This is a genomic window from Nostoc sp. C057, from assembly GCF_013393925.1.
GTDB classification, from domain to species: Bacteria; Cyanobacteriota; Cyanobacteriia; order Cyanobacteriales; family Nostocaceae; genus Nostoc; species Nostoc muscorum_A.
In genome coordinates this window covers 6,954,539-6,977,762 of the sequence record NZ_CP040281.1, presented here as the reverse complement: position 1 = coordinate 6,977,762, position 23,224 = coordinate 6,954,539, and the positions used below count along the sequence as shown (strand labels likewise).

Here is a 23,224-nt window from a genome sequence, read left to right as displayed (position 1 = left end):
TACTCTTGACTCATAGCAATTACCATATATAAAGAGGCTAAATTGCTAGTAAGCAGAGGTTTGACTAGCGCCAAGTTAAGCTATGGGAAAGAATAAAAATCAGATAGTAAACTTACAAATCATCTTTTTTTAATCCTCTAGATTTATCTATGGGATTTTCTTTTATTTAAAAATCAGGTGCAACAAATGAAAAAGTTAATGAGGCGAATTCTCGGAGCTACCAAAGATGAGAACTTCATGCACATCATTGAAAATATAGAGGTGCTAGTTTCTAAAGTTCTATCTATTTTTATGGTAGTTGTAATTTTGGTTGCGATCGGAGACTTAGCAGCTTTTATTTTTAAAGAGTTATTAACAGCTCCTTACGCTAAGTTTAACACAACCTTGTATAAGATTTTCGGGTTATTTTTGAATATTCTAATCGCTTTAGAAATCTTAGAAAATATCACAGCTTATTTGCGAAAACACGTTTTTCAAGTTGAATTAGTTATTGTGACTTCTTTAATTGCTGTTGCCAGAAAAATTATCATTCTTGATTTAGAAAAAGTTTCAGGTATTGATATAATTGGTTTAGGAATTGCTATTCTCGCCCTCTCAATTAGTTACTTAATAATTCGTCTCAGTAATGACAGAAATACTCGTTAACAATAGAGCTTGATTAAGATGTTTTTGGGTATAATATTTAGGGAGATATAGTTTTGTCTAAATCTACCCAAAAATAATAGAGTATACTGGATAATTAAGAACAACCAAAACTCCATTTTGGATAAATTATTAGTGTGTGATCACTACTTAAGTCTTATTTTTAATTACCAATTTTTGTAACTGAAAATCTAAAAAATTATCGATGGTTTAAAATCGTTAATTTTAAATAATCGAATTTTGAATAATAGACTATGACATATTTTTTTCAATTTGAAGCAGACTTTGTTGATTCGCTGCGTTGTATCCCCATGCAGGTGCGCTGCAATTTAGATACTTGTGGCATTAAGCTAAAATTGTCTGATTGGAATCAAATGACTACAGCTGAGCGTCAAGCTTTAGTCGATTTACCTTGCACAACAGAAACGGAAATTCAGTCTTACCGCGAACATATCGAACAATTAATTTTACAACGCACAGGTATACCAGCTACAGAATTACCCATTGAGCTACATCCTGCATGGCTAGACTCTAGCACTGTACCAACTAGCCTCCAGGAAAAAGCTCAAGAAATAGGTGTAAACCTGACACAGCAACATTGGGAAGCTTTAACGCCCTTACAGCGTTTTGCCTTAATTAAACTCAGCCGCCCAGGACATGAAAGCAAAAACTTTCCCATAGCGATCGCAGAATTTAATCTGCTTTAATTAAAGAACAGATGTGTTCGGTGCATTACACTTTGTTAACTTGCCACCATGAAATGATACATTACCGCAGAATTATTGCTGTAATGTGTCAAAAATTCGTGGATCTGCTCACGCCTAATAGACTCAACTCTAAATTAATATTTATTTTATAAACAACTGATAAATATTGATTCTATACGTTTCTTTACCTACTCCGTGCTTCAAATAGACTGTGGCAAAAACAACTGACCTTCCAGGTGACGCTCCTACAAACGCTTGATTACTCGCTACCGCTTTGCTAAGGCCAGTTACTCATGGGGAAACTCCCTTCTTTGCAAGACGCTCTGCGTTCGCAAAGCGTTCCGTAAAGCCTGCGGCATAGCTCCGCTTAGGGCGCAGCCTCTCGTAGAGAAGAAAAAGCGCTAGCCGTCTCCCTTTGGAAGAAGAGCATACTAGCTCGCAACAGACCACCAGAAATTATATATTTTCTAAATGAAACTAAATGCAGTAAAAACTACTGTTTTTGGATAAATTGCTTTGGATGAAATTTACCGCTAGGATGTCAAAAGCAGACAAATCATATAGTCTGATTCATCCCCATGACAAGCTTATTTAGGACAAACTCTCAGTACATGGAATACTTATTAACATTAGGTGAAACAATTTGAAATTTCCCTTCTAGAATTTTAAATTTCTTAGCAGTAAGTGAAGCTATAGTGGATTTAGCAATGCTGCTGTTAATGTGGCTAAGGTTAGTCCTGCTGCCAAATTATATGAAGAAGAATTAGTTTAGAAACGCACACTAACTCGATGACAGGCAAAAACGCAAGACATAATGCATTTCTGCGGCTAGTGTCTGGTAATGGGGCAGCTTCTGGATCAGAATCTCGCTACTCCCTGCCCCCCAGCAAAGAGATGGTAATTGGACGCGACCCCAGCTGCCAAGTTGTCTTGGATGCCATGATGTACCGGATGGTATCTCGTCGTCATGCGGTGGTTCGTCCCCTCTCTTTATCGCCAGATAGCAAATTCAGCTGGGTGCTTTGTGATTTAAATAGTGCTAATGGTACTTATTTGAATGGACAACGCTTGTATGAATGTCAGGAATTGCACCCAGGCGATCGCATTTCTCTAGGTGCTGATGGCCCGCAATACGTTTTTGAGTACGAATATACTTATCAAGCTCCGGCCACAACAGTTAACCAAGTTACACCATTACCTTCGGCAACAAATTACCACGGCCACACGCAATTAAAGCAGCCAGATTCTGTTAGCTTCACTCAGCTTTTCCCCATTATTTCCACTGGTAAAGATTTAACTCGGAAAGCTTACCTCGTACCGGGAATACTGACCGTAATCTTTGTAGTATTAATGTTTGCTACAGTCGGTCAGCCCCAAGCTAATCAAATTATCGTTGCAACTTATATCGCCTTCGCTGCCTACTATTTTGTTTACCAACTTTGCGGTAAACAAAAGCCTTGGTGGGTGCTAATGGCTGCGGCATTGAGTACAACGTTGATTTTACTCAGTCCACTATTGGATGTATTTATTTTCGTGTTTCGCGGTATTCTTCCGGGAAACTTGCCCTCACCCCAAGAATCGACCACCTTCACAGAGTTACTGGTACGGATGTTTTTTGGTGCTGGGTTGATGGAGGAATTACTTAAGGCATTACCTGTGTTAGGGGCATTTGCCATCGGTAGAATGTTATCTTCACCTTGGCGGGAAAAGATTGGCGTTTGGGAACCCCTAGATGGGATTCTCCTGGGAACGGCTTCTGCTGTGGGTTTCACTCTATTGGAAACTCTTGGACAATATGTGCCCGATATTGCACAACAAGTAGGCATAGGCGCTGCTGGTCAACTAGCGGGTTTACAACTGCTAATTCCGAGAATTTTAGGCTCTGTAGCAGGACACATGGCTTATAGTGGCTACCTGGGCTATTTTATCGGGTTGGCTGTTCTCAAGCCCAGTAGAAGTTGGCAAATTCTTTCTATTGGTTATCTTAGTGCTGCTGCGCTCCATGCTCTGTGGAATGCGACAGGATCTATTAATGCCTTGCTGTTGGTAGTTGTTGGGGTGTTATCTTACGCCTTTTTGATGGCGGCAATTCTCAAGGCACGGGCGCTATCACCTACGCGATCGCAAAATTTCGCTACCCGATTTCTAGGCCCAAAATAAGAGATGAAGAAGCTGGAATTAGGGAGCAGAGGAGCAAGGGAATAATTTGAATATTTATATCTTTGGATAGATGGCGTAGTTAGAAAATAAGCGTACTGTAAATTTATTCTGGGGTAACTATGCCTAAAAAATAAAAATCATTTAACTTCTTGCAAAAGTCTTGATTTTCGACTCTTTTTTTGCGCCTCTGCATAATGTAAATCAACATCTTTGCAAGAGATGACTCTAAACGTATAGCGATTACCAAGCGTGGGCTATGCGAACACAGCGCATGATGAAAATTTTGGCTTTCTCTACTTTTTCTATTGCCCGTTACCGATCAACTGTCACTGATTCCCGATTTTATAGTTCAGGCTGAGACTGGTTGAGTTGAGTAAAAGCATAAGAAGCGATCGCTAAAGTGACCTTTGCTTTCTCTACTTCTGATAAAGCTGTCCACTCGCTATTGTTAAGATTACTTATGGCAGATGCCGCGTTTTTCGATTCGCTACTTCGCATAGCGTAAGCAAAAGGACGAGCTAAAACTAAAAGATCCTCAGTTCCCCAAGTTGGCAGTACTGTCTGAACGCACTCAACTAGTTGTTCACCAATTGATTGCTGGGCAGCAAAAATCTCAGCAGCTTTCTGGGCGATGGTATTGAGCAATGTTTGGGGGACACATGCGGCAAAAGTAGTACGTAGTCTTTCTTGAAGATTCAGCACTAATACCTGTTGGTGATTGTCATTATAGCTTGACGTAAAGGAGACATTAGACCAAAGTGTATCCAGATTGCTATAAAAATCTTGCGATCGCGTCGTTAGTTCTTCCTCAAGTAAATCTTGCATTCCGAACTGTTGTTCTAATTCCTGAAAATAAGCTTCTGATTCTTCATCAGCTGGATTCCAGGGATAGGTAGCATCGTCTGGTTCTAGTAGCGCTTCTAATAAATCTAAATCCAGTTGAGATGGCAAAGAAGAGAAGGTATCTGAGCCATTAATTTTTTTAGCCATTTTTTATTTTCTCCGGATTATTTGGTGGTATTGACAACTACAATTCCTTACAAGAGATTTCCGCAAAAACAGATGATTTTTTCCAGAGAAAAAATAGATTTTAAAAGCTGATGTTAAACATGAAAATTCATTTCTGCAATAGCTATACTAGGAGTCTTCAATAATAAACTCCCAGGTTTCGCCTCTAGCACTTCCAAACTTTAACTGCATTCCCGATTTCAGGGGTACTTCCTCTCGGAGGATTTGTTGCCATCCATTAGGGCCTAAAAACCAGGTTGTACCGTATGTGGAAAAATCTTGCAAATAATAAGTTCGCACCAATGTAGCATCGGTAAGAGTATTACGGCAGAAGATTTCGGCGTGGCGTTTGGATACAGATGGTTCGGCGATGATAATATCATTATCTTTCGTCCGGCCAATGCGGGTGACTCCATAACGCAACAACCAGGTTTTACCTTTTGGAGTGAGCGATCGCAACGAAGCAGTCGGAAGCGGTGAACCGATATCAGGAATGGCTGTGTCTGGTAGTTCGGTAATCCCTTCATCTAGATTCTTAATGAGTTCACCATTAAAATCCGGATGCAGGTAGAGAACAGGCAAAGTCCAAGCTGGTTGATTAAATTTATACAGTGTTAATAACTCTTGCCTAGCCAGTGATACGGCTTCATCTATGGGTTTGTGCGATCGCAAAGCTTCGGTAAACGCTTGAATAAAACTGTGGCTTTCGTGATCGGCGATTTCATCGCGCATCCCCAAAACAGCAGGCACTCCATGACGAATCAGTACTTCGGCTAAACTACTGGCAGGTATGGCTTGATGATTAATAGCAGCTGGTTGTGCGCCCCAACAGGCGTTGAAAAGTGCTAGTTTCACACCAGTACGGGTCAATACTTGCGCCAATTCTATCCCATTCAGGGGCATATCTGGTCGCAAAAACAGTAATCCTCCGTCTGCTCCTGGCAAACCATGTCCAGCGTAAAAGAAAACGTTGTATGCTTTGGTTTCTAATTCTTGAATCAACTCTTGTGGAGTTGGTTGTATGAGTTTATTTACTATACAAGGTGCATATCTTTGAGAATTACCACCCACAGGTGTATCTACAAGACTTTGCTGTAAAATAGCCGCTTCTTGTTCTAGTTGCAGCTTTTCATCATGACCTAAAACCAGCAAAATACTTAAAGCTTGGTCAGTTCGCAAATACGGTAATGGGTCAACTTCACTGCTGGTACGACTAAATAGCAAATCTTGGGAGAGAGACATTGCCGATTGACCAGGCTCACGCTGCATAATTTCCCAAGGGAGAGCGATGAGATCCGGGTCACGAATTTCTAGCCGAAAGCGTAAACGTGTATGCTGACCCATAGCAATCCCACGACTGCGTTCTAGACTACCGAGAATTTGCCCGTCAAATACCCAGCGCCATAAATTCATTCCCAAGTATTGCATTAGACGACTGCTGTAAGGCCCAGTGGTTTGACCAGAAGAGGGCGAAATCCAATCTATGGAGAATTGCGACTTTTGAGATGTTGAGTTTGGGGAAATATCTAGCCGACTATGGCCAGCAAACATCTGCTGCCATTCTTGCCAAACTTGATTGAGTTCAACAGGCCATACACAGTCACGTAAAACGTAGCCACTGGGATAGGGAGCCTTGACCACCCAAATGGCGAAGTTATCAGTGCCAGTGTTTAAGAGACGGGCGATCGCCAAATTCAGGGATGGCATGGATTCATAAAACTCAAAGCTAAAAACAATGGAAGGAGGCAGGAGGTAGGATAGCGCCGGCGGCAAGCGAGTCCACGAACATCAGGTAGTTTTTCTCCAGGAAGAACTGCCCTCTGCGGCTCGACTGAGCGATCGCCGAACGTCCTCCTGCCTTTCTTGATAATTTAAAATAACAATTCTTCAAGGTGAAAATTTTCTATTTTTTGACCTTGTAAGTTTTTTACTTTGATTGTTACTTGTTATTATTCCAGGTTTTTACCAGTTTATCGAGTATTTAATTAAGTTGGACTGGTGCTAGCTGATGGAGTAGCTGGCGGTTGCGTAACGGTTGGACAGGGATTTGGTACATCTGATTGTAAAACAGATACACCAAAGCTTTTTAGTTGGGATAAGTCCAGCAATACTGTTTCCGGTAAAGCTTTCAAATTGGGTGGAACTGAGGAAGTTACTGCTGGTTTATTGGTATTAGCTGGAGTTGGCGTGTTCTTGCTTGGACAGACTCGCATAGAAACCGAAAGATTTCCAGAAGCAGGTTTGGGATTTGGATTTGTGTTGATAACTTGTAAAAATGCTCCAGGAGGAAGCGATGATTTATTTCTCAAGGGGATTTCCTTGGTGGTTTGAATTACCCAGCCAGGAGAAAGGTTATCAAGCGATCGCGCTACGGGTGTTGCTTGGGTGGTAGGCTTTTGAGTTGCTGTGGGATTGGGAAGAAATGGAAATAAGCCTGATGGCGATCGCAATTCCTTCACGAACAGTCCTAAAGAGCCTGCTATCACCACAAATATTAAAGGAACAATCCACTGTAGCGGTAATTGGCGATTTTTAGCAGGCTCAGTGTCGGGAATCACCTGAGTTTTGTGGTTTGGGCTACCTAAAAGGCTTGCATCTGTTGCCCTGGATGCAAAATCAACAGTTTTGGCAGAATAACTCTCTGGAATGAAGGCTTTGATCGTAATTTCTGGTTCCCAGTATTGGACTTGATAATGGACTAAAGCGATGGTGACATTATCGTGTCCGTTTTTAGTATTAGCAATTTCGATTAATCTATCGGCAACAGTGGCGATGTTTGCTTCCCCAAGTAGAATCGGCAAAATTTCTGTTTCCCAGTATTCCTCCACCCGATCAAAATCACTCAAACCATCGGATGTGAGCAGAAAAATCGCATCTTCGTCGAGCATAAACCGTGCCGAGGTGGGATGCAATGAAGTGCTGGGCCCCATACCCAAAGCCTGGACGAGAGAGCCAGCAGAACTTTGTTGTACAGCATCGCGGTAAATGGCATAGCCTAGCCGCACCTCACGGGAAGCGACATCATCATCAAGGGTAACTTGATAACAGCCTTGGCGGGTAATCCAGTAAGCACGACTATCACCTACATGGGTAATGTACATTTCGTGTGCAACAGGCAATGCCATGACTAAAGTCGTGCCCATACGCTGCCGCCCTTGGCGATTTTCACTGTCATTGCGCTGACTAATTTTGTCATTGGCAATTGCCACTGCTTTTTCTAGGTCATTCAGCAGTAGTGAGGGGTCTATGTGGTCGTAGGGAACTTTTGTTAATTGCTGTACCTGCTGCTGGATCGTTTCAATGGCTAAATTTGAGGCGACATTGCCACCTTCGTGACCACCGATGCCATCACAGACGATTGCTAAAGCTGTTGGCTGGGGTGGTTTGCTGATCAGAGTTCCACTGGGAGGGCTACAAGCATCTTCATTGCGTTGGCGACTTGGGCCAGTGTCGGTTTTGGTGATAATTTTGATCGTGGGTGTTTGCGATCGCCCTAATTGTGCCAGTCCCTGGTCTAAAACTGTAATCAATTGGTCAGTTGAGTTAATCTCTCCCTGAATTAAAGAAAGGCTAACCTGCTCAACAAATTCAGTGATGGCTGGTTTGCTATCACTAACCAACTGCTGCCAAAATTCACCTAACTGCGGCAATTCTGGTGATATTTCGCTGTCGAAACGCAAATCCAACAACCGGACTAACGAGCCTTCTACCCGTAATACAGATGAGTCAAGCAAGCTAGAAGCGACACCTTCACTTGCCAGAGGTTGCCACAGATGAGCTATTTGCCATAACCAATTGAGTTGGCGCATCGATGTTGCATCACGCCAAGCGGTGGTTAACTCGCTGCCCAAATACACTTGGATTGTGTCATCTACTAATAATGGCGGTTTAAATAGTGGCGGTTTTTCTAAGAGTAATATTTCTCTTTCATGGGAAGAACCGTCAGCTATAAAAATGACTCCATATACCTGTGGTACGTGTAAGCGATAGGGAATGAGTCTCAGGTAAGCTCTTAGAGGCTGTAAATTCTCTAACTCAGGTGTTAGCGCTAAGAAACCAGGTTTCGTGTCTAAAAGAATAAATTTATCAACGACTAAATAGCGATCGGCTAATATTTCTCCAGGGCTACCCACACTTGGGCCATCTACCACAGCCCAGAGATAATTTTTGGGTAAGGGCGTGGAACATCGCTGGCAAAACTTGTGAGTCAGGGGGTTGGCAGCCTGACAATTTTCGTTTGGACAGTAGAGCGTTGCCGCGTCATTTTCCATAGTTTTCGCACCGATCAGCGATTGGCAATTTCTTTAACAGCATTAGTAGGGACAATCTAGACCGCTCATCTTTCTTAAAATTGACATACCCAGACTTTAGATGATGATTTTAGCTGGCGGATATCAGCAGGTGCTAATACTTAACTTATCTAAAAAACACGCTCCTAAGTCAACCCTCCAGCCTCATCATAGCTTCTATTGCTCTGTGACTCTCAATCGCCAAAGCAACTAGCTCCAACCCTGTTAACAAAGCATAACCCAAGCATAACTGCACCCCAAGCTTTTGCTGAATTATCGCATCATCAAGAGGCAGAGAATATTGGGATTTATTTAGTTTATAAGTAGGATAGCAACAATTAACTTTAATTAAGAATTAAGAATAGCAAATATAATTTTGGCAAAAGTACCGGATGAATTCCCCCTTCCTACGTCGGGAAGGGGGATTTTCGTGGGATTTTGCTGATGAGTTGCTTGAATTGTCAGAAGGGTTCAGCCAGACTCCTAGCAACTTTTTAGCTTACTTGTTTGTCGTCAATTGCAACTTGGGGGACTCCCATGCTGTAGTTGGTAACGCGGGCAGACAGATTGTAGCTGATTTCGCCGAGTTGCAGGAGCGATCGCAGATAATGCTCTAAGTCTGACCCCACACGGCGCAAATTATAGTCCGTGAGGTCTGCGCCACTGGATGCTTCTACTAGTTCATCAAATTTTCGATAAACTTTTTGCAGCGCGTCTTCATTCCAGTTAAATTCGTTATCTGGGTCAATATCTAACGTTAAGACCTGTTGACTTGGAACTAGGTCGCCATCCCGGTCAATTTCGCCTGCAAAAATGCGGACATGACGGGTTGTGGACTTGAGCAGCATCGGGTTATCCATAAAAGGGTGTAAGATTTGGGTGGATTACACTGAAATTATTGTAAACGCTATATTCAAGCTTGAATGCTCTCAATTTACAAGCTTTGAACCCAGTTTCAAAAGGGTATATTGAATGGGCATAAGTAAAAATATCACCTGTACTGAATTAACTTACTCCTTCTGTTATGAGTTCAAGACACATTTAGCAGCTAGTACTGTCAGTAGTCCAATTATTTTTCTGTAAAAATTACTTTTTCATTTAGGGTATACAAACAAGTCAAAGTGGTGTGTGAATCTTAACTACTGCTAGGATTTTCTTACTTATAAAGCCTAAAACCCAGTAAGGTGAAGCACTCACAAGGAATAATTTGATCTGTGTACATTTTTTTATGGAGAACAAAAGTTTTTACCTTAATAATTCTGCTGACGAATTTCTTCGGAATTTTCTATTGCAAAAAACGTACATCAAGTAATTTCACTGAATAGTGCTACATCGACCTCTGGCTGTAATAAGTTCAAAAAAATTAAGCGATTTTACTTACGTATAAACACCAAAATTAAAGTAACAAGTCCAACTGTTATTGACGTTCACATAAAGTTGATGTAAAAAGCTTTAAAAAGGTTGAACAACTTCTTACAGAAACTTTATTGTGTAGAATCTTAAAAACTGAATAATAGTTATGGCTTACCATAAGCTACATCTGGCACAGGAACATCAAAATCTAGACAGTGAAAATTTAGCTTGTAAATAAAACACAGGAGAGTGAAATGGATTACAAAAGTGATTGATGAAGAAAAATTCTTAATTCAAGCACTTTGGATTCAAAAGAGATATAAAGAATTTTTGCTGGACATCTACCTCCTTACCCTCATGACAACCAAGTAAAGGAATCTCAATAGTTATGAACTCCAAAGCATTACCACGCCAGATAAATAATCTCGAAGTAGGTGTTTATGAGTGCGAAATCCATCTCAAGTTCCGGTTGATTGAGGAAAAGAGTCTATTGAGCGATCGCGAACAACTCTTACAAGTGCTACTTGATGCTTTAACCGAAGGTTCTGATGACTTTCTAGAGACGCTACAAGCGTCCGTTAAAGCACAGGAAGTGTCTGAGTTTAAAGCTTCACCTCAAATGCGCCGTCAGCTTATGCGCTTGCGTAATGCTGCTGAAAATCCACAAACTTAAAAGTGTAATTTAAGTAGTGAGAAGCATGAATTGGTCATCAAATCAAATGTTGATCCTATAGCCGCGTTGCAATAAAAACTAAGCAGCAAGTAGAATTCATCAAATATTGTGATTTCTACTTTGTGAAAGTCTTATTTAGCAGCACAAAGTCCCAGGAACAGTTTCCTCTATTAAAAAACTTTGTAGCAAAGGGTACTGGTAGAATCTGAGAGTCAACTCAACCGGGTGCATTTTACCGAGTTTTTATCAAAAAATTGCAGGAAGAAAAAACCTGTGTCTTTACAGATGGGGAATTGGACAACAGGCGCAAATCCAATGAAAACCTAAAAGACCAAAGTAAACATAAATAACCTTGCTTTTAGCTTTTAGCTTTTTACTTTAGCTAAGTGCCTGATTTGCCGAAATACTTATGTTTTATCTATTACCAGTATTAGGTTATGGTTTAGCAGCCAGTTACCTATTACTAATTACCTAGAGGCAGAGGGCAGGGAGCAGGGGAGCAGAGGGGAATGAGGTGGATGGAGAAAACAATATAATCAATGCCCCATGCCCCATGCCCAATGCTCCATGCCCAATGCCTATTTAGCCAGACCGTGTTCTAGAGCAAAACGAACTAACTCTGTACGGCTATTAGTGCCAGTTTTACTAAACAAACGACTGACGTACTTTTCTACATTGCGGACGCTGGTTTCCAAACGACGGGCGATTTCTTTATTCATCAACCCTTCAGCGACCAAGTTTAAAACACTTTGTTCTCTGGGAGTCAAATCAATTTTAAAAGGGGCTGGCGATTGGGAAATGGCATTTCTTTGGGTTAATAATGCTTTAATTTGGGCAATCTGATTGGCTAGTTCAGCAAGATCGGGGGTTTCAGCGTCATCTCCTGTAGTTTTAGCCTTAGCATCGCGGCGGGCTAGTAAATTTTCGACTATAGCCACTAACTCATCAGGATCGAAGGGTTTGGGTAAATAGGCATCAACACCAGCATGATAGCCTTGGATGCGATCGCCAGTCATACCCTTAGCAGTTAAAAATACTACCGGCAGTGCTTGGAAGCGTGGGTCTTCTCGCAGCTGCTTGAGGAACTGATAGCCATCTACTTGGGGCATCATGACATCGGATATCACTAAATCAGGTGTATTCATCTGCATCCATTCCCAACCTTCAAGGGCGTTACTGGCGACTTGAACGCTGAAACCGCTCTCTTGCAAATAGTCTTTCACGGCTTCCCGTATCCCTGGTTCATCATCCACCAGTAACAATTGTGCTGACATTTAAGATTTCCTTGAGTTTTCCTTTTTCCAATTTAGCGAAAGTTGACAGTCATTGAACATTCTGAATTTATCTCTACAGCCCCTAAAACTTCTAAAGTTGACATCTTGGCCGAATGGCACTAAGAAAAGCTGAAACTTCGTCAGGGCAGGGTGTGGGAGGTGTAGGAGGACGGGGAAGAAGTCTTACCCCCCACACTCCCCCCTCTCCCCACACTTCCCACACTCAAAAGCCAGTTAAATCATAGGTTTGCGCTTATCTTAGTGCCATTCCATCTTGGCCTCCTTCACCCCTTTAACCTTTGTAATCATCCTCCCTTCATAAGGACGGGCTGACTGCAAAGTTTAGCGACTTCCAAATAAAAAAATACAATTATTGATTGTGGGGTGGGCAACATGAGCGCCCAGTTAATGTGGCGCTCATGTTGCCCACCCCACAAGATTGGATAATTATGTGGAAAAAGTATTTGCCAAAAAGCCAGGGTTTTTGCCGGATAAAGAAAACCGAGTTCTTAATTTTGGATAAAGTCGAGCGAAGAAAGCGGGAACGACTGCGTGAGACATATTTATATTTTTGATGGGCAACCCTACAAAATACTACATACAGTTTTCTGCAAAATAGCAGGTACTATTATGCGATCGCACCATACAAATTAGGCATGTATATGTGCATAAATTGTGAATGCATTACCTAATCATTTCCCTTAATCTGAGTATTAAAGAAACGGTTCATAAATCGAAAAACACAAAAAGCATAAATTTATTAACCGTTTCTGATAAAAATTTTGTAATCTTTATTAACTCAGATGAAGAGGCTAATCATGTTTTCTAAGGTAGTTCGCAATACAGTTTTAGTAACAACTTTAGCATTCCCAATAGTACCATTAGCCAGTCAAAATGCTCTTGGAAATGATATCCGTGATTTCTTGGTCTACAACAACAATGAGTTAGAAATTACTCAACTATATGTATCATCAGCAAAATCTAGATATTGGGGTAATAATATTCTCAATTCAGATATTGTTAACGGTTCATTTGATATGATTACATTTGGCAATAGCAGCAATCAATGTACCTATGATGTTAAAGCCATTTATAGCGATGGCACTTATGATCTCATGCGTCAAGCTAATCTTTGCAGCACCTATGGAATAACTTTTTACGGTCATGGAGGCGACTATCAAGAATATTAGGAATTTCCCAATGGTATTTTGATGATTGCACTTTTATGCAATCATCAAGAAATCTATTATGGTATTTTAATTAAATAATAATATTCTCTTCCACGCTGAGGTCTGGGAACACAATTATAGAGGCTCTACTAGTATCATGTCTGCTTGATTACTTATTAAACAGAAGTCGGATATAGCACTAGACACGAATGGCACTAAGATAAGCGCAAACCTATGATTTAACTGGCTTTTGAGTGTGGGAAGTGTGGGGAGTGTGGGGGGTAAGACTTCTTCCCCCTCCTCCCACACCCTGCCCTGACGAAGTTTCAGCTTTTCTTAGTGCCATTCCACTAGACACTATCTTTTACAGATTATATAAACAATGGGTTCCTACCTTCGATTTCAAAAGCTTTTTTTCATATTATTTTCCTGCATAAACATCACTCCAATCGCAGTATTTGCCCAATCGACACCCCCATCTGGAATCACAATTCCCCCCGATATTCCAGGGAAAGTGGAAGAAACCATTCCTCAACCATCACCATCACCAAGTATTGCTCCCACTCCACCTGCACCAACTGTTCCTATACTCCCATTACGCCAGCAGGAAAATCAACCTAATAACACTTTTCCTAGCGGCGAAAGTTTCTTTGTCAAAGAAGTCCAAATTACAGGCTATTCTGTTTTAAAAGATGAAATCATCAAGTTAAAACAACCCTTAGAAAATACAAATATTACATTTGAGCAATTATTGCAACTGCGATCGCAAATCACCAAACTCTATGTTGATAATGGCTATATCAGCAGTGGTGCATTTATTCCCAACAATCAAGATATCGCTAGCGGTGTTGTGCAAATCCAAGTTGTAGAAGGCGAACTTGAAGGAATTTCCATTTTAGGGTTACAAAGATTGCAAACTGCATACGTGCATTCCCGGATTGCACGGCTGGCGGGTAAGCCTTTAAACCAAAAACGTCTCGAAGAAGCACTGCAATTATTACAACTTGACCCCGTAATTGAACGAGTCAATGCTGAGTTAACCGCAGGTAGCACCCCAGGTAGCAATATTTTACAGGTGACAATTACCGAATCCCCACCATTCCATGCTGGGGTGAACTTTGCAAATAATCAATCACCTAGCGTTGGTTCAGAACAAGGGAGTGTTTTTATTGCTCACGATAATTTCTTAGGGTTTGGAGATAAATTCAGTGCTGAATATGCTGCTAGTGAAGGGTTAGATATTTACAATATCAATTATTCTATTCCCTTTAACGCCCTAGATGGAACTATTGGTGTCCGCTATAGTAACAGTGCTAGCCGGATTATTGAAAGCGAATTTCGTGATTTAAATATTCGCAGCGAAGCCGAAACCCTTTCTTTTAACATCCGCCAACCGCTAACCCACACGCCAAACAACGAATTTGCTCTCTCGTTCGCATTCGATTTACGGCGCAGTCAAACCTACATCCTCAATGATATTCCCTTCTCGTTTACAGAAGGGCCCGAAGATGGGCAATCAAGAGTTACGGTAATTCGCTTTTCGCAAGATTGGTTACAACGTAATGCTAACAGTGTCTTAGCGGCGCGATCGCAATTTAGTTTTGGCATCGATGCTTTTGATCCAACTATCAACGATAGTGGTACTGATGGGCGTTTTTTCTCCTGGGTAGGACAATTTCAATGGGTGCAACGGCTATCTCCCCGCATTTTGATGTTGGCCAAAGTTAACACTCAACTTACTCCTGATTCCTTACTTTCGCTAGAAAAAATAAGTATTGGCGGAGTAGATACAGTGCGCGGCTATAGTCAAAATCAAATTGTTGCTGACAATGGGGTAGTTGGAGGTGTGGAAGTTCGGATTCCCCTAGCATCGAATGTGGAAACTTTACAGCTAATACCCTTTTTTGATATCGGCACAGCATGGAACAATCGCGGTATTAATGCCGACCCACAAACCATTGCTAGCCTGGGTTTAGGCTTAAACTGGCAACCTTTAAACGGTTTGGTATTGCGTGCAGACTATGGTATACCATTTATGGGCACAAGCGATCGCGGTACTTCACTGCAAGATAATGGCTTTAATTTTTCAGTCCGCTATCAACCATTTTGAACCACATCTACAGAAAAAGCGATCGCACTATAAATCAAGCTATTCTTCTGCTTCAAAAATAACACCTTCATACAGTGGTGCGATCGCCAACTCAAATTCGATGCTGGATAGGGTAATCATATCTCCCTCAGTGTAGGGATAATAAAGCCACATTTTGCCCTCTCCCCGACAGTAGCGTTCGACGGAAATTTTTTCCGAATCTATCAATAAATATTCTTGTAAAGAGGGAATTTTCAGGTAATTGGTGAATTTTTCGCCCCTATCTTTCTCGCTTGTACTGGGGGAGAGGACTTCGACAATAATTTTCGGGTTTTGAATAAATTTGCGGGCATTCAGGTCTTGAGGGTCACAGCTGACGATAACATCAGGATAATAATAAGGACTTTGAGGAGTAACTTGTACTTTCACATCCGACACATTTACTCGACAACCTCTAGCCCGTAAATGTGGGTATAAGGCTCTGTAAAAGTTAAGTGCAATATCATTGTGGGGAATTGTACCACCAGTCATTGCAAAAACTTCGCCGTTGACATATTCGTAACGAAGTTCTTGCTGGAGTTCCCATGCAAAATATTCCTCAATGGTCATTTTTGGAGGTTGCTGGGGGATGGCTACCATATTCAGATTTTTCCAGTTTGTTTTGATTTTAGCGAATCAACACTAATTAGAACATTCTCGACTCAATAGCAATTGTCCATTATTCAGCCGATATAATCCTTGTGGTTCGATAATTGCATCGCCTTTCTTCCAAGGACGGGATGTAGTTTCAACACCTCTCACCTCGCCAGTTGTGTAGTTAGAAACCAAAACCCCAGGACGATTAGGGGTCAAAGCACCAGAACCTGTGATGGTAAAAGAGTTTTCTTGTCGTTTAGTACCGCGTGAAATGCAACTATTGGCGATGAGTGCATTGGCTTAGTGGTGCAGAAAACTTTCCGAAGTCTCAAGTTGAGAACACAGTGACACGGGAGAACTCAATTTGTTGCTCTATCTGCGTTCGTTTTTTAAGTGAAGCAGTGGCAGATGGGGGACTCTTCCGAGGTAAGGTAGCTAATAGAGGAATTGGGAGGCGTTGATAACACAACCGTTCAATTTCGCGTAATCCTAATTGTAAGAAACTCAATCCCCTCTGGCTGTGCCAATCCAGCATTTTGCGCCGACCTTCACCGACCACCACCACCGCAACAGCAATAGCAATTAAGGTGGCAGGCGCTAGCAACATCAACAAACAATTCAGCGCTTGAGGGTCGCGCAAGTGGGAGCGGATGAGTTCAAAAGCGGCGGACTTATAATCCTTAAAATGTGGCTCAATGCCGCCAAATCGCTGACCATAAACCTCAAAAGTCTGCAAGGACGGCGGCACATCGGAGAGGACAGCCCAAGCCTCACTTGCCAGAGCTAAATGAGCGGTGGCGAGATGACACTCAATGTCCTGCAAAACTTTGACTTTTCGAAACAGATAAGCTTCGCCCTCTTGGGGAAGCAAGTTTGCAACCGCAGCCGTTTGACCATTGGAGAGGGTAATGTTCAAGTCCGATTTCGCCCGAATAGACCACGACCATTGATGCTCCCGTAACCACCGGATCAACGCACCATGTTCAAATCCTCGATCCGCTAACAACGTCACATGACATTCTGCCGGCAGCAGCCTTAACGTCGTTTCTAACACGGGGCAGTAGTCCTCAAAGCCCACGGTGGCACTGCCATGCTCCAATACCGTTTGACCAAGTGGAATAGAGCGTCCACCCCAAACTAAACAGATCTCAATTAAGCAATATTGATCCCATAACATACTGGTATCAAGTGTTAGTGTCATCGCCATGCCCTCCCAGGAGTTCAAGAACTGCTGCAACATAGGAAAATAGAAGGTTTCGGCAGTGATTTTGGGATTATGGACAAAGTAGTTTAAGCGCTCCATGTGGCTGCGAGCTTTGCACTCCCTATGACTCAGATAGGGCAACCAGTGGCTCAGACAGGCGCTTTGAGCTTGCAAAATGGCGGCGACATTCTCACAAAAGACTTGCAGATGTCGTTGATCTTGGGGACAAATCCATTGACTTAGTTGAACTTGCAGTTGACGATAAAGATGGGGGACTGACATGGAGTAGTTTTTGTGTGGAAACTTGAGCATCCCATGTCTTCCCCCTCTCTGTCACCCTTGTCTTAGTAAAATTCCCCATATATCAAGCCTTCAGGACTTTTCTGCACCACTAAGGGCACGGCTTGGGGATTTGTGGCACTAAAAACCCCTTGATTACCAAACTGCACACCGTTTGCAGTTGTCCCCACAAAGGAACCCTGTACATCTAAACTGGCATTTTTCCCAAACACAATGCCATTGGGATTTATCAAGAATAAATTCGGGCTAGAATTACTAAATATACCGAGTGTCCCCAAAATTTCTGAACGGTTACTACCTGTCACCCGTGCCAAAATATTCTGAATGTCTGCGCTGGGACTGAAAAAATAAGCCCCACGTCCCTCGCTGACATTAAATTCTCGAAAGCTTTGAAAAAGATTAATTCCGCGAGTTGCACCACCTGTAATTACTTCAGTCGGTTGTCCCTGTAAGTTCAAGTTGCCTATAACTTGAGAGGACTCAGCCCCAAGTGTGTTGTCAGGCACGATATTGCTTTGTTGTGCCTGGGTTTTGCTAGTGAGGAGACTTACACTTAAGCAGCCCAGCAACCCTGCTAATCCGAACTGCAAACACCTGTTTAATCCGTATTTGATCGTCATTGGGTGCTATTTATATAGATTATTTGAGTATCTAATAAAACTGCACCTTTGGATAATCAATAAGCGAATATTCGTTAATTATGCAGTTTTCTGCAATGGTGCGATCGCATTTCTGCATTCTTCAGGTATTAAAACTGCACACAAACAAGCAGAAAAAGTGGATGTGTAGCATGAAGATGTCGGATATTGTGTAACTCATCGGCAACAGTAAAACTACTGAACGCTAATTAGTCCCTTGCTTTTTAGGCTAAGTAATTACACAACTTAAAGTTTTTACAAGTTAATTGCATATTTTAGCCTGAATTATCAATTCATTAGTCACAACTTTCAGAAATATGGATACGCTTCGCTTAAGTAAAAACACTGCTGGTAAAACTGCATTTCCTTTTGTACACAATTCTGATGATGCTGTGCTTGTAGGCGATCGCTATCTCACTATCGAAGAAGTAATTAGTGTAGCGCGTTATGGGGCACAGGTACGTTTAACTGACAACCTCAAAAGTTTAGCCAATGTCCAAGCATCCTGTGATTTTATTCACGATGCGGTTGAATCTGGCGAGCCGATTTATGGGGTGACAACTGGTTTTGGTGGTATGGCTAACGTAGTGATTTCTCCTGAATCTGCGGCTTTGCTGCAAAATAATTTGATGTGGTATCACAAGGTGGGTGCAGGAAAAAAATTACCTCTGGCTGATGTCCGTGCTGCGATGCTTCTCCGTGCAAATTCCCATATTACTGGTGCATCGGGGATTCGTTTGGAACTCATCAAGCGGATGCTAGTATTTTTAAATGCTGGTGTTACGCCCCATGTCTGCGAATTTGGCTCAATCGGTGCGAGTGGTGATTTAACGCCTTTAGCATATATAACTGGGGCATTGATTGGTTTAAATTCTAACTACACCGTAGATTTTAACGGTGAAGAAATGGATGCACCAACAGCATTGAAAAAGTTGGGTTTAGAGCCATTGCAATTACTTCCAAAAGAAGGGTTAGCAATGATGAATGGGACTTCGGTAATCAGGGCGAACGCACGGGATTTCTGAAACCCTTGCTGGGCAAGGATCTTGATGAAAAAATAGGCTAAATTAAAAAACGCCAAAACCCTTGCTATTAAAGGATTCTTATACTTTAGATGCGTTTGCCCTGCTTCGGTAATGACTGGAATTGCAGCTAATTGTGTACAACAAACAAAAGTTTTATTAGCCTTAAGTATAGCTACCCATGCTTTAGCAATTCAAGGTTTATCAGCTACTAATCAATCGTTTCATCCATTCATTCACAAACTCAAACCTCATTCTGGGCAAGTTTGGACTGCTTCACAAATGCTAGATTTATTATTAGGTTCACATTTAATTCGTGATGAGTTAGATGGTTCCCATAATTATCGAGATGAGCATCCAATTCAAGACCGTTATTCCTTGCGTTGTTTAGCGCAGTATATGGGGCCAATTGTGGATGGGATTGAGGAAATTGCTAAACAGGTTGAGGTAGAAATCAACTCTGTGACTGACAATCCGTTGATTGATGTTGAGAATCAAGCGAGTTATCATGGCGGCAATTTTTTAGGGCAATATATTGGCGTAGGAATGGATCGACTGCGTTATTATATTGGGATGTTGGCGAAACATTTGGATGTGCAAATCGCTTATTTAGTCGCACCAGAGTTTAATAATGGACTGTCCCCGTCGTTAGTTGGGAATCAACAACGCCGTGTAAATATGGGTTTGAAGGGGTTACAAATTACTGGCAATTCAATTATGCCCCTATTAACTTTCTATGGAAATTCTATTGCTGATAGATATCCTACCCATGCGGAACAATACAACCAGAATATTAATAGTCAAGGGTTTGCTTCGGCGAATTTAGCGCGAACCAGTGTAGAAGTTTTTCAACAATATATGGCTGTGGCTTTGATGTTTGGGGTGCAATCAGTGGATTTGCGTACATACACGATCGCAGGACATTATGATGCGCGTGCAACTTTGTCTCCCGCAACTAGGGATTTATATATGGCGGTGCGGAATGTGGTGGGGCGATCGCCATCTAAGGAGCGTCCTTATGTATGGGATGACAACGAACAAGCTCTGGATTTACATATAAGTAAGATTGCGGTTGATATTGCGGCTGGTGGAGAAATTGTGACTGCTGTTAGTCGAGTTTTGTCTAGTTTGAAGAAATAAAGATAAACGAACCGCAGAGGACGCAAAGGAAGAAAGTTTAAGAGAGATTTTGCATTTTCTGAGTATCAAATTCCCAATTCCCCATTCCCTAGCTATGAATATCGCACATCACGTAGAACGCGGTCATCGGCTATATCCTAACAAGACCGCCATAGTTTACGAAGATAAGTCTTATACCTACAGGCAACTTGACCGTTTAGTGAATTGTACAGCCAATGCTTTGCGTGGATTGGGCATTGTAAAAGGCGATCGCGTGGCGTTGTTTTTACCCAATATACCGGAGTTTGCGATCGCTTATTTGGGGATTCTGAAAATTGGTGCGATCGCAGTTTCACTAAATGTCATGCTGAAGTCTGCTGAGGTTAGTTACATTCTCAATGATTGTGCTGCTAAAGCTATTGTCACCACAGAATCGGGTCGTTTGCAATTAACAGAGGCTGATTTACCCCATTTGCAACATATTCTCATTGCTGAGGGTGCAGTTAATAACGACATAGATTTTGCAGATTTGATTTCAAACGCTTCTCCCATCACTCGCGCTATGGAGATGGAATGGAACTCTCCAGCTAGTATTGTCTATACTTCTGGTACTACAGGCTTCCCCAAAGGTGCAACACTTTCCCACGGTAATATCATTTCTAATATCTCTGCACACAATCGTTGTTGCGAGATGAGTCGAACTGATAGATTGCTACTGTATGTACCACTGTTTCATTGCTTTGGTCAAAATGCGATTTTCAATGCTGGTTTAAATGTTTGTGCAACTATCATTTTGCAAAGGAGATTTGATTTAGATCAAGTCTTAGAAAGCATCGAAAAATATCAAGCCACTATGTTTTTTGGTGTACCGACTATATTTATTCGATTACTGAATCAAGACACCTCTAAATATAACTTTAACAGCCTGCGTTATTACTTTAGCGCTGCTGCCCCAATGCCTGTAGAAATTGCCAAAGCTTGGCAAGATAAGTATAAAAAGGTGATTCATGAAGGATATGGTTTAACCGAAGCTTCACCCTGCGCTAGCTATAACCACAATTTAAAATATAAGTTTGGTTCCATTGGTGTCCCAATTACAAATGTCCAAATGCGAATTGTAGATGCTAATGGTTATCAAGTATCAGCAGGAGAATTGGGTGAAATAGTAATCAAAGGTTCCAATGTGATGCTTGGTTATTGGAATCATCCTCAAGAAACGCAAAAAGTAATTAAAAATGGTTGGTTGCACAGTGGTGATATTGGTCGTATGGATGAAGAAGGCTTCTTCTACATCGCCGATCGATTAAAAGATATGATTAACGTCTGTGGATTTAAGGTATATCCAACAGAAGTAGAAAATATCATTTATAAACATCATGCTGTTGCTGAAGTTGCTATCTATGGACTTCCCGATCCCATAAAAGGAGAGATAGTCAAAGCCAATATTGTAGTTAAAAATGGTCACAAAATTACAGAAGAAGAAATCCTGAAATTCTGCTCTCAACAAATAGCAACTTACAAGATTCCCCAAACAATTAAATTTGTAAATTCACTGCCAAAAAATCCTACAGGCAAGGTGATGAAGCGATTTTTACGTGACGAAGAATTTACCAGTACATCCAATAAATTTCTAAGTTTTCCCACATAGTTAAGATAAATCTAGCAATTCTCAATTATTCACTGAAACCTCTCCTCATTCTTCTCTCTGCGTCGCTCCAGTTGCTTCAAGTCAGGGAACCCGCCCAATGCACTGGTTTATCTATACATCTGCGGTTCATTAAAAAACATCAGACAGGATTGCTACTTTACCTAAAACTCCAATTAACTCATCAAACACATCCAAAAATCATGAATACAACTACATCTATGACAATTCAAAAACCCAAAACTGACGAACTACTATTATGGAATCTTATTTTTGCAGATACAGGTCGTCAAGTATTGCTTGTTGCTTATGACATCAAACTATTCCCTCTCCTATCTCAAAAACCATGCACCTTAGCAGAAATTTGTCAGGAACTAAAAATTTTTCAACGTCCAGCAGAAGCTATTTTAGCAGTTCTCGCATCTATTCAATTAGTAGAAATAGAAAATAATTATTACTCACTTACTCCTCTTGCCAAAGACTATTTGGTCGAAAGTAGTCCCACCTATTTCGGTGCTTTATTAGAAATGATGATCTTTGATGAACGCAAGCATATATCCTCGTTTGATACTTTAAAAAAATCTTTATTTACCAATAATCTTCCTGGTAAAAAGGTGATGGAATCTTTGAGTAAAAATCATGATTTTATGCGTGCTATCACTTTTGGTAATAATGTTAAATTTATCCGTAGCTTTATCTCTAGTATGCATGGGCCAAGTATGGCGGCTGCATTAATTTGGCCAGAACTCATTCATTTATCTGAATATAAATTGTTTATTGATATTGGTGGAGGTTCGGCGGCTCATTCAATTGGTGCAACGTCAAAATGGCCGAATTTGCAAGCCATTGTTCTCGAACTACCTACAGTATGCGAAATAGCTCAGGAATTTATCATACATTATGGCTTGCAGAATCGGATTGCAACACAAGAATTTGATATGTGGAGTGATCCTTTTCCCGTAGGCGATCTTCATTTTTATAGTGCTATTTATCATCATTGGCAACAAGAGAAATGCCAAATCCTCACAAAAAAAAGCTTTAATAGCTTATTGAGTGGAGGGCGGATTATCCTCCATGAAATGCTATTTAACGAACAAAAAACAGGCCCTTTCCCAGTAGCAGTTAAAAACCTAAATATATCCTTAAAGCTGGGAGGTCAACAATATTCAGGCCAGGAATTATCAATGATGTTGGAACAAGCAGGTTTTATTGACATTGAAATTAAATCAGCTTCGAGTTACTGGAGCATCATTACTGGTCGTAAACCCTAATTTTGCTCAAGAAATCCTGCCCAAC

General features: G+C 41.3%; 17 protein-coding genes and 1 pseudogene. 9 read left to right on the top strand and 9 right to left on the bottom strand.

The window, feature by feature from the left end; translation table 11 throughout:
- The first annotated feature begins 186 nt into the window (after positions 1-186).
- The 3 genes from FD724_RS29615 (at position 187) to FD724_RS29605 (ending at position 3,509) form a co-directional block, all read left to right on the top strand.
- Positions 187-645 (top strand): phosphate-starvation-inducible PsiE family protein, encoded by a 459-nt coding sequence (locus tag FD724_RS29615; RefSeq protein WP_114081059.1) that lies wholly within the window; start codon positions 187-189, stop codon positions 643-645.
- A gap of 251 nt (positions 646-896) precedes the next feature.
- Positions 897-1,349, top strand: a complete 453-nt coding sequence (locus tag FD724_RS29610) for a nitrate reductase associated protein (protein WP_179075082.1) — start codon at positions 897-899, stop codon at positions 1,347-1,349.
- Between the two features lie 789 nt (positions 1,350-2,138).
- Positions 2,139-3,509, top strand: a complete 1,371-nt coding sequence (locus FD724_RS29605; protein WP_179075081.1) for a PrsW family glutamic-type intramembrane protease — start codon at positions 2,139-2,141, stop codon at positions 3,507-3,509.
- 342 nt (positions 3,510-3,851) lie between these two features.
- Here the strand turns inward: FD724_RS29605 and FD724_RS29600 are convergent, their stop codons facing one another.
- The 4 genes from FD724_RS29600 to FD724_RS29585 form a co-directional block, all read right to left on the bottom strand.
- Positions 3,852-4,499, bottom strand: a complete 648-nt coding sequence (locus FD724_RS29600; RefSeq protein WP_179075080.1) for a hypothetical protein — start codon at positions 4,497-4,499, stop codon at positions 3,852-3,854.
- Positions 4,500-4,646: 147 nt separating this feature from the next.
- Positions 4,647-6,224 (bottom strand): CHAT domain-containing protein, encoded by a 1,578-nt coding sequence (locus tag FD724_RS29595; RefSeq protein WP_114081063.1) that lies wholly within the window; start codon positions 6,222-6,224, stop codon positions 4,647-4,649.
- Between the two features lie 278 nt (positions 6,225-6,502).
- Positions 6,503-8,788: a protein phosphatase 2C domain-containing protein gene (locus FD724_RS29590; protein ID WP_179075079.1), complete on the bottom strand. Its 2,286-nt coding sequence runs from the start codon at positions 8,786-8,788 to the stop codon at positions 6,503-6,505.
- Positions 8,789-9,300: 512 nt separating this feature from the next.
- Positions 9,301-9,666, bottom strand: coding sequence for an NAD(P)H-quinone oxidoreductase subunit M (locus FD724_RS29585; protein WP_012408226.1), 366 nt, complete (start codon positions 9,664-9,666; stop codon positions 9,301-9,303).
- Positions 9,667-10,547: 881 nt separating this feature from the next.
- On the opposite strand from FD724_RS29585, the gene FD724_RS29580 reads away from it, so the two are divergent.
- Positions 10,548-10,832 carry an Npun_R1517 family heterocyst differentiation transcriptional regulator gene (locus FD724_RS29580; protein ID WP_069070488.1) on the top strand — a complete coding sequence of 95 codons (285 nt, stop codon included), beginning with the start codon at positions 10,548-10,550 and terminating at the stop codon, positions 10,830-10,832.
- A 578-nt stretch (positions 10,833-11,410) separates the two neighbouring features.
- Here FD724_RS29580 and FD724_RS29575 read toward each other — a convergent pair.
- Positions 11,411-12,106: a response regulator transcription factor gene (locus FD724_RS29575; RefSeq protein WP_114081066.1), complete on the bottom strand. Its 696-nt coding sequence runs from the start codon at positions 12,104-12,106 to the stop codon at positions 11,411-11,413.
- A gap of 803 nt (positions 12,107-12,909) precedes the next feature.
- Between FD724_RS29575 and FD724_RS29570 the strand changes: the two genes are divergently transcribed.
- Both FD724_RS29570 and FD724_RS29565 read left to right on the top strand, forming a co-directional pair.
- Positions 12,910-13,296 carry a hypothetical protein gene (locus FD724_RS29570; RefSeq protein ID WP_256874394.1) on the top strand — a complete coding sequence of 129 codons (387 nt, stop codon included), beginning with the start codon at positions 12,910-12,912 and terminating at the stop codon, positions 13,294-13,296.
- A gap of 361 nt (positions 13,297-13,657) precedes the next feature.
- Positions 13,658-15,385, top strand: coding sequence for a ShlB/FhaC/HecB family hemolysin secretion/activation protein (locus tag FD724_RS29565; RefSeq protein ID WP_179075078.1), 1,728 nt, complete (start codon positions 13,658-13,660; stop codon positions 15,383-15,385).
- Between the two features lie 39 nt (positions 15,386-15,424).
- Here FD724_RS29565 and FD724_RS29560 read toward each other — a convergent pair whose 3' ends face one another.
- The 4 genes from FD724_RS29560 to FD724_RS29545 form a co-directional block, all read right to left on the bottom strand.
- A complete protein-coding gene (locus FD724_RS29560) occupies positions 15,425-16,003 on the bottom strand; it encodes a Uma2 family endonuclease (protein ID WP_179075077.1) in 579 nt (192 codons plus the stop codon).
- A 42-nt stretch (positions 16,004-16,045) separates the two neighbouring features.
- The gene (locus FD724_RS29555; protein ID WP_179075076.1) at positions 16,046-16,216 is read right to left on the bottom strand and encodes a hypothetical protein; all 171 of its coding nucleotides are present in this window, start codon (positions 16,214-16,216) and stop codon (positions 16,046-16,048) included.
- 112 nt (positions 16,217-16,328) lie between these two features.
- Entirely contained in the window at positions 16,329-17,486 is a 1,158-nt protein-coding gene (locus FD724_RS29550) for a transposase (protein ID WP_179075668.1), read from the bottom strand.
- Positions 17,487-17,548: 62 nt separating this feature from the next.
- On the bottom strand, positions 17,549-18,124 hold the full coding sequence (locus tag FD724_RS29545) for a filamentous hemagglutinin N-terminal domain-containing protein (protein ID WP_179075075.1): 576 nt from the start codon (positions 18,122-18,124) through the stop codon (positions 17,549-17,551).
- Between the two features lie 335 nt (positions 18,125-18,459).
- Here FD724_RS29545 and hutH point away from each other — a divergent pair.
- The 3 genes and pseudogenes from hutH to FD724_RS29525 all read left to right on the top strand — a co-directional run bounded on the left by hutH (position 18,460) and on the right by FD724_RS29525 (position 23,199).
- Positions 18,460-20,304, top strand: a pseudogene (hutH, locus tag FD724_RS42170) (histidine ammonia-lyase).
- 94 nt (positions 20,305-20,398) lie between these two features.
- Positions 20,399-21,931, top strand: a complete 1,533-nt coding sequence (locus FD724_RS29530; RefSeq protein ID WP_179075074.1) for a class I adenylate-forming enzyme family protein — start codon at positions 20,399-20,401, stop codon at positions 21,929-21,931.
- Between the two features lie 218 nt (positions 21,932-22,149).
- Positions 22,150-23,199, top strand: a complete 1,050-nt coding sequence (locus FD724_RS29525) for a methyltransferase (RefSeq protein WP_256874391.1) — start codon at positions 22,150-22,152, stop codon at positions 23,197-23,199.
- Positions 23,200-23,224: the final 25 nt, after the last annotated feature.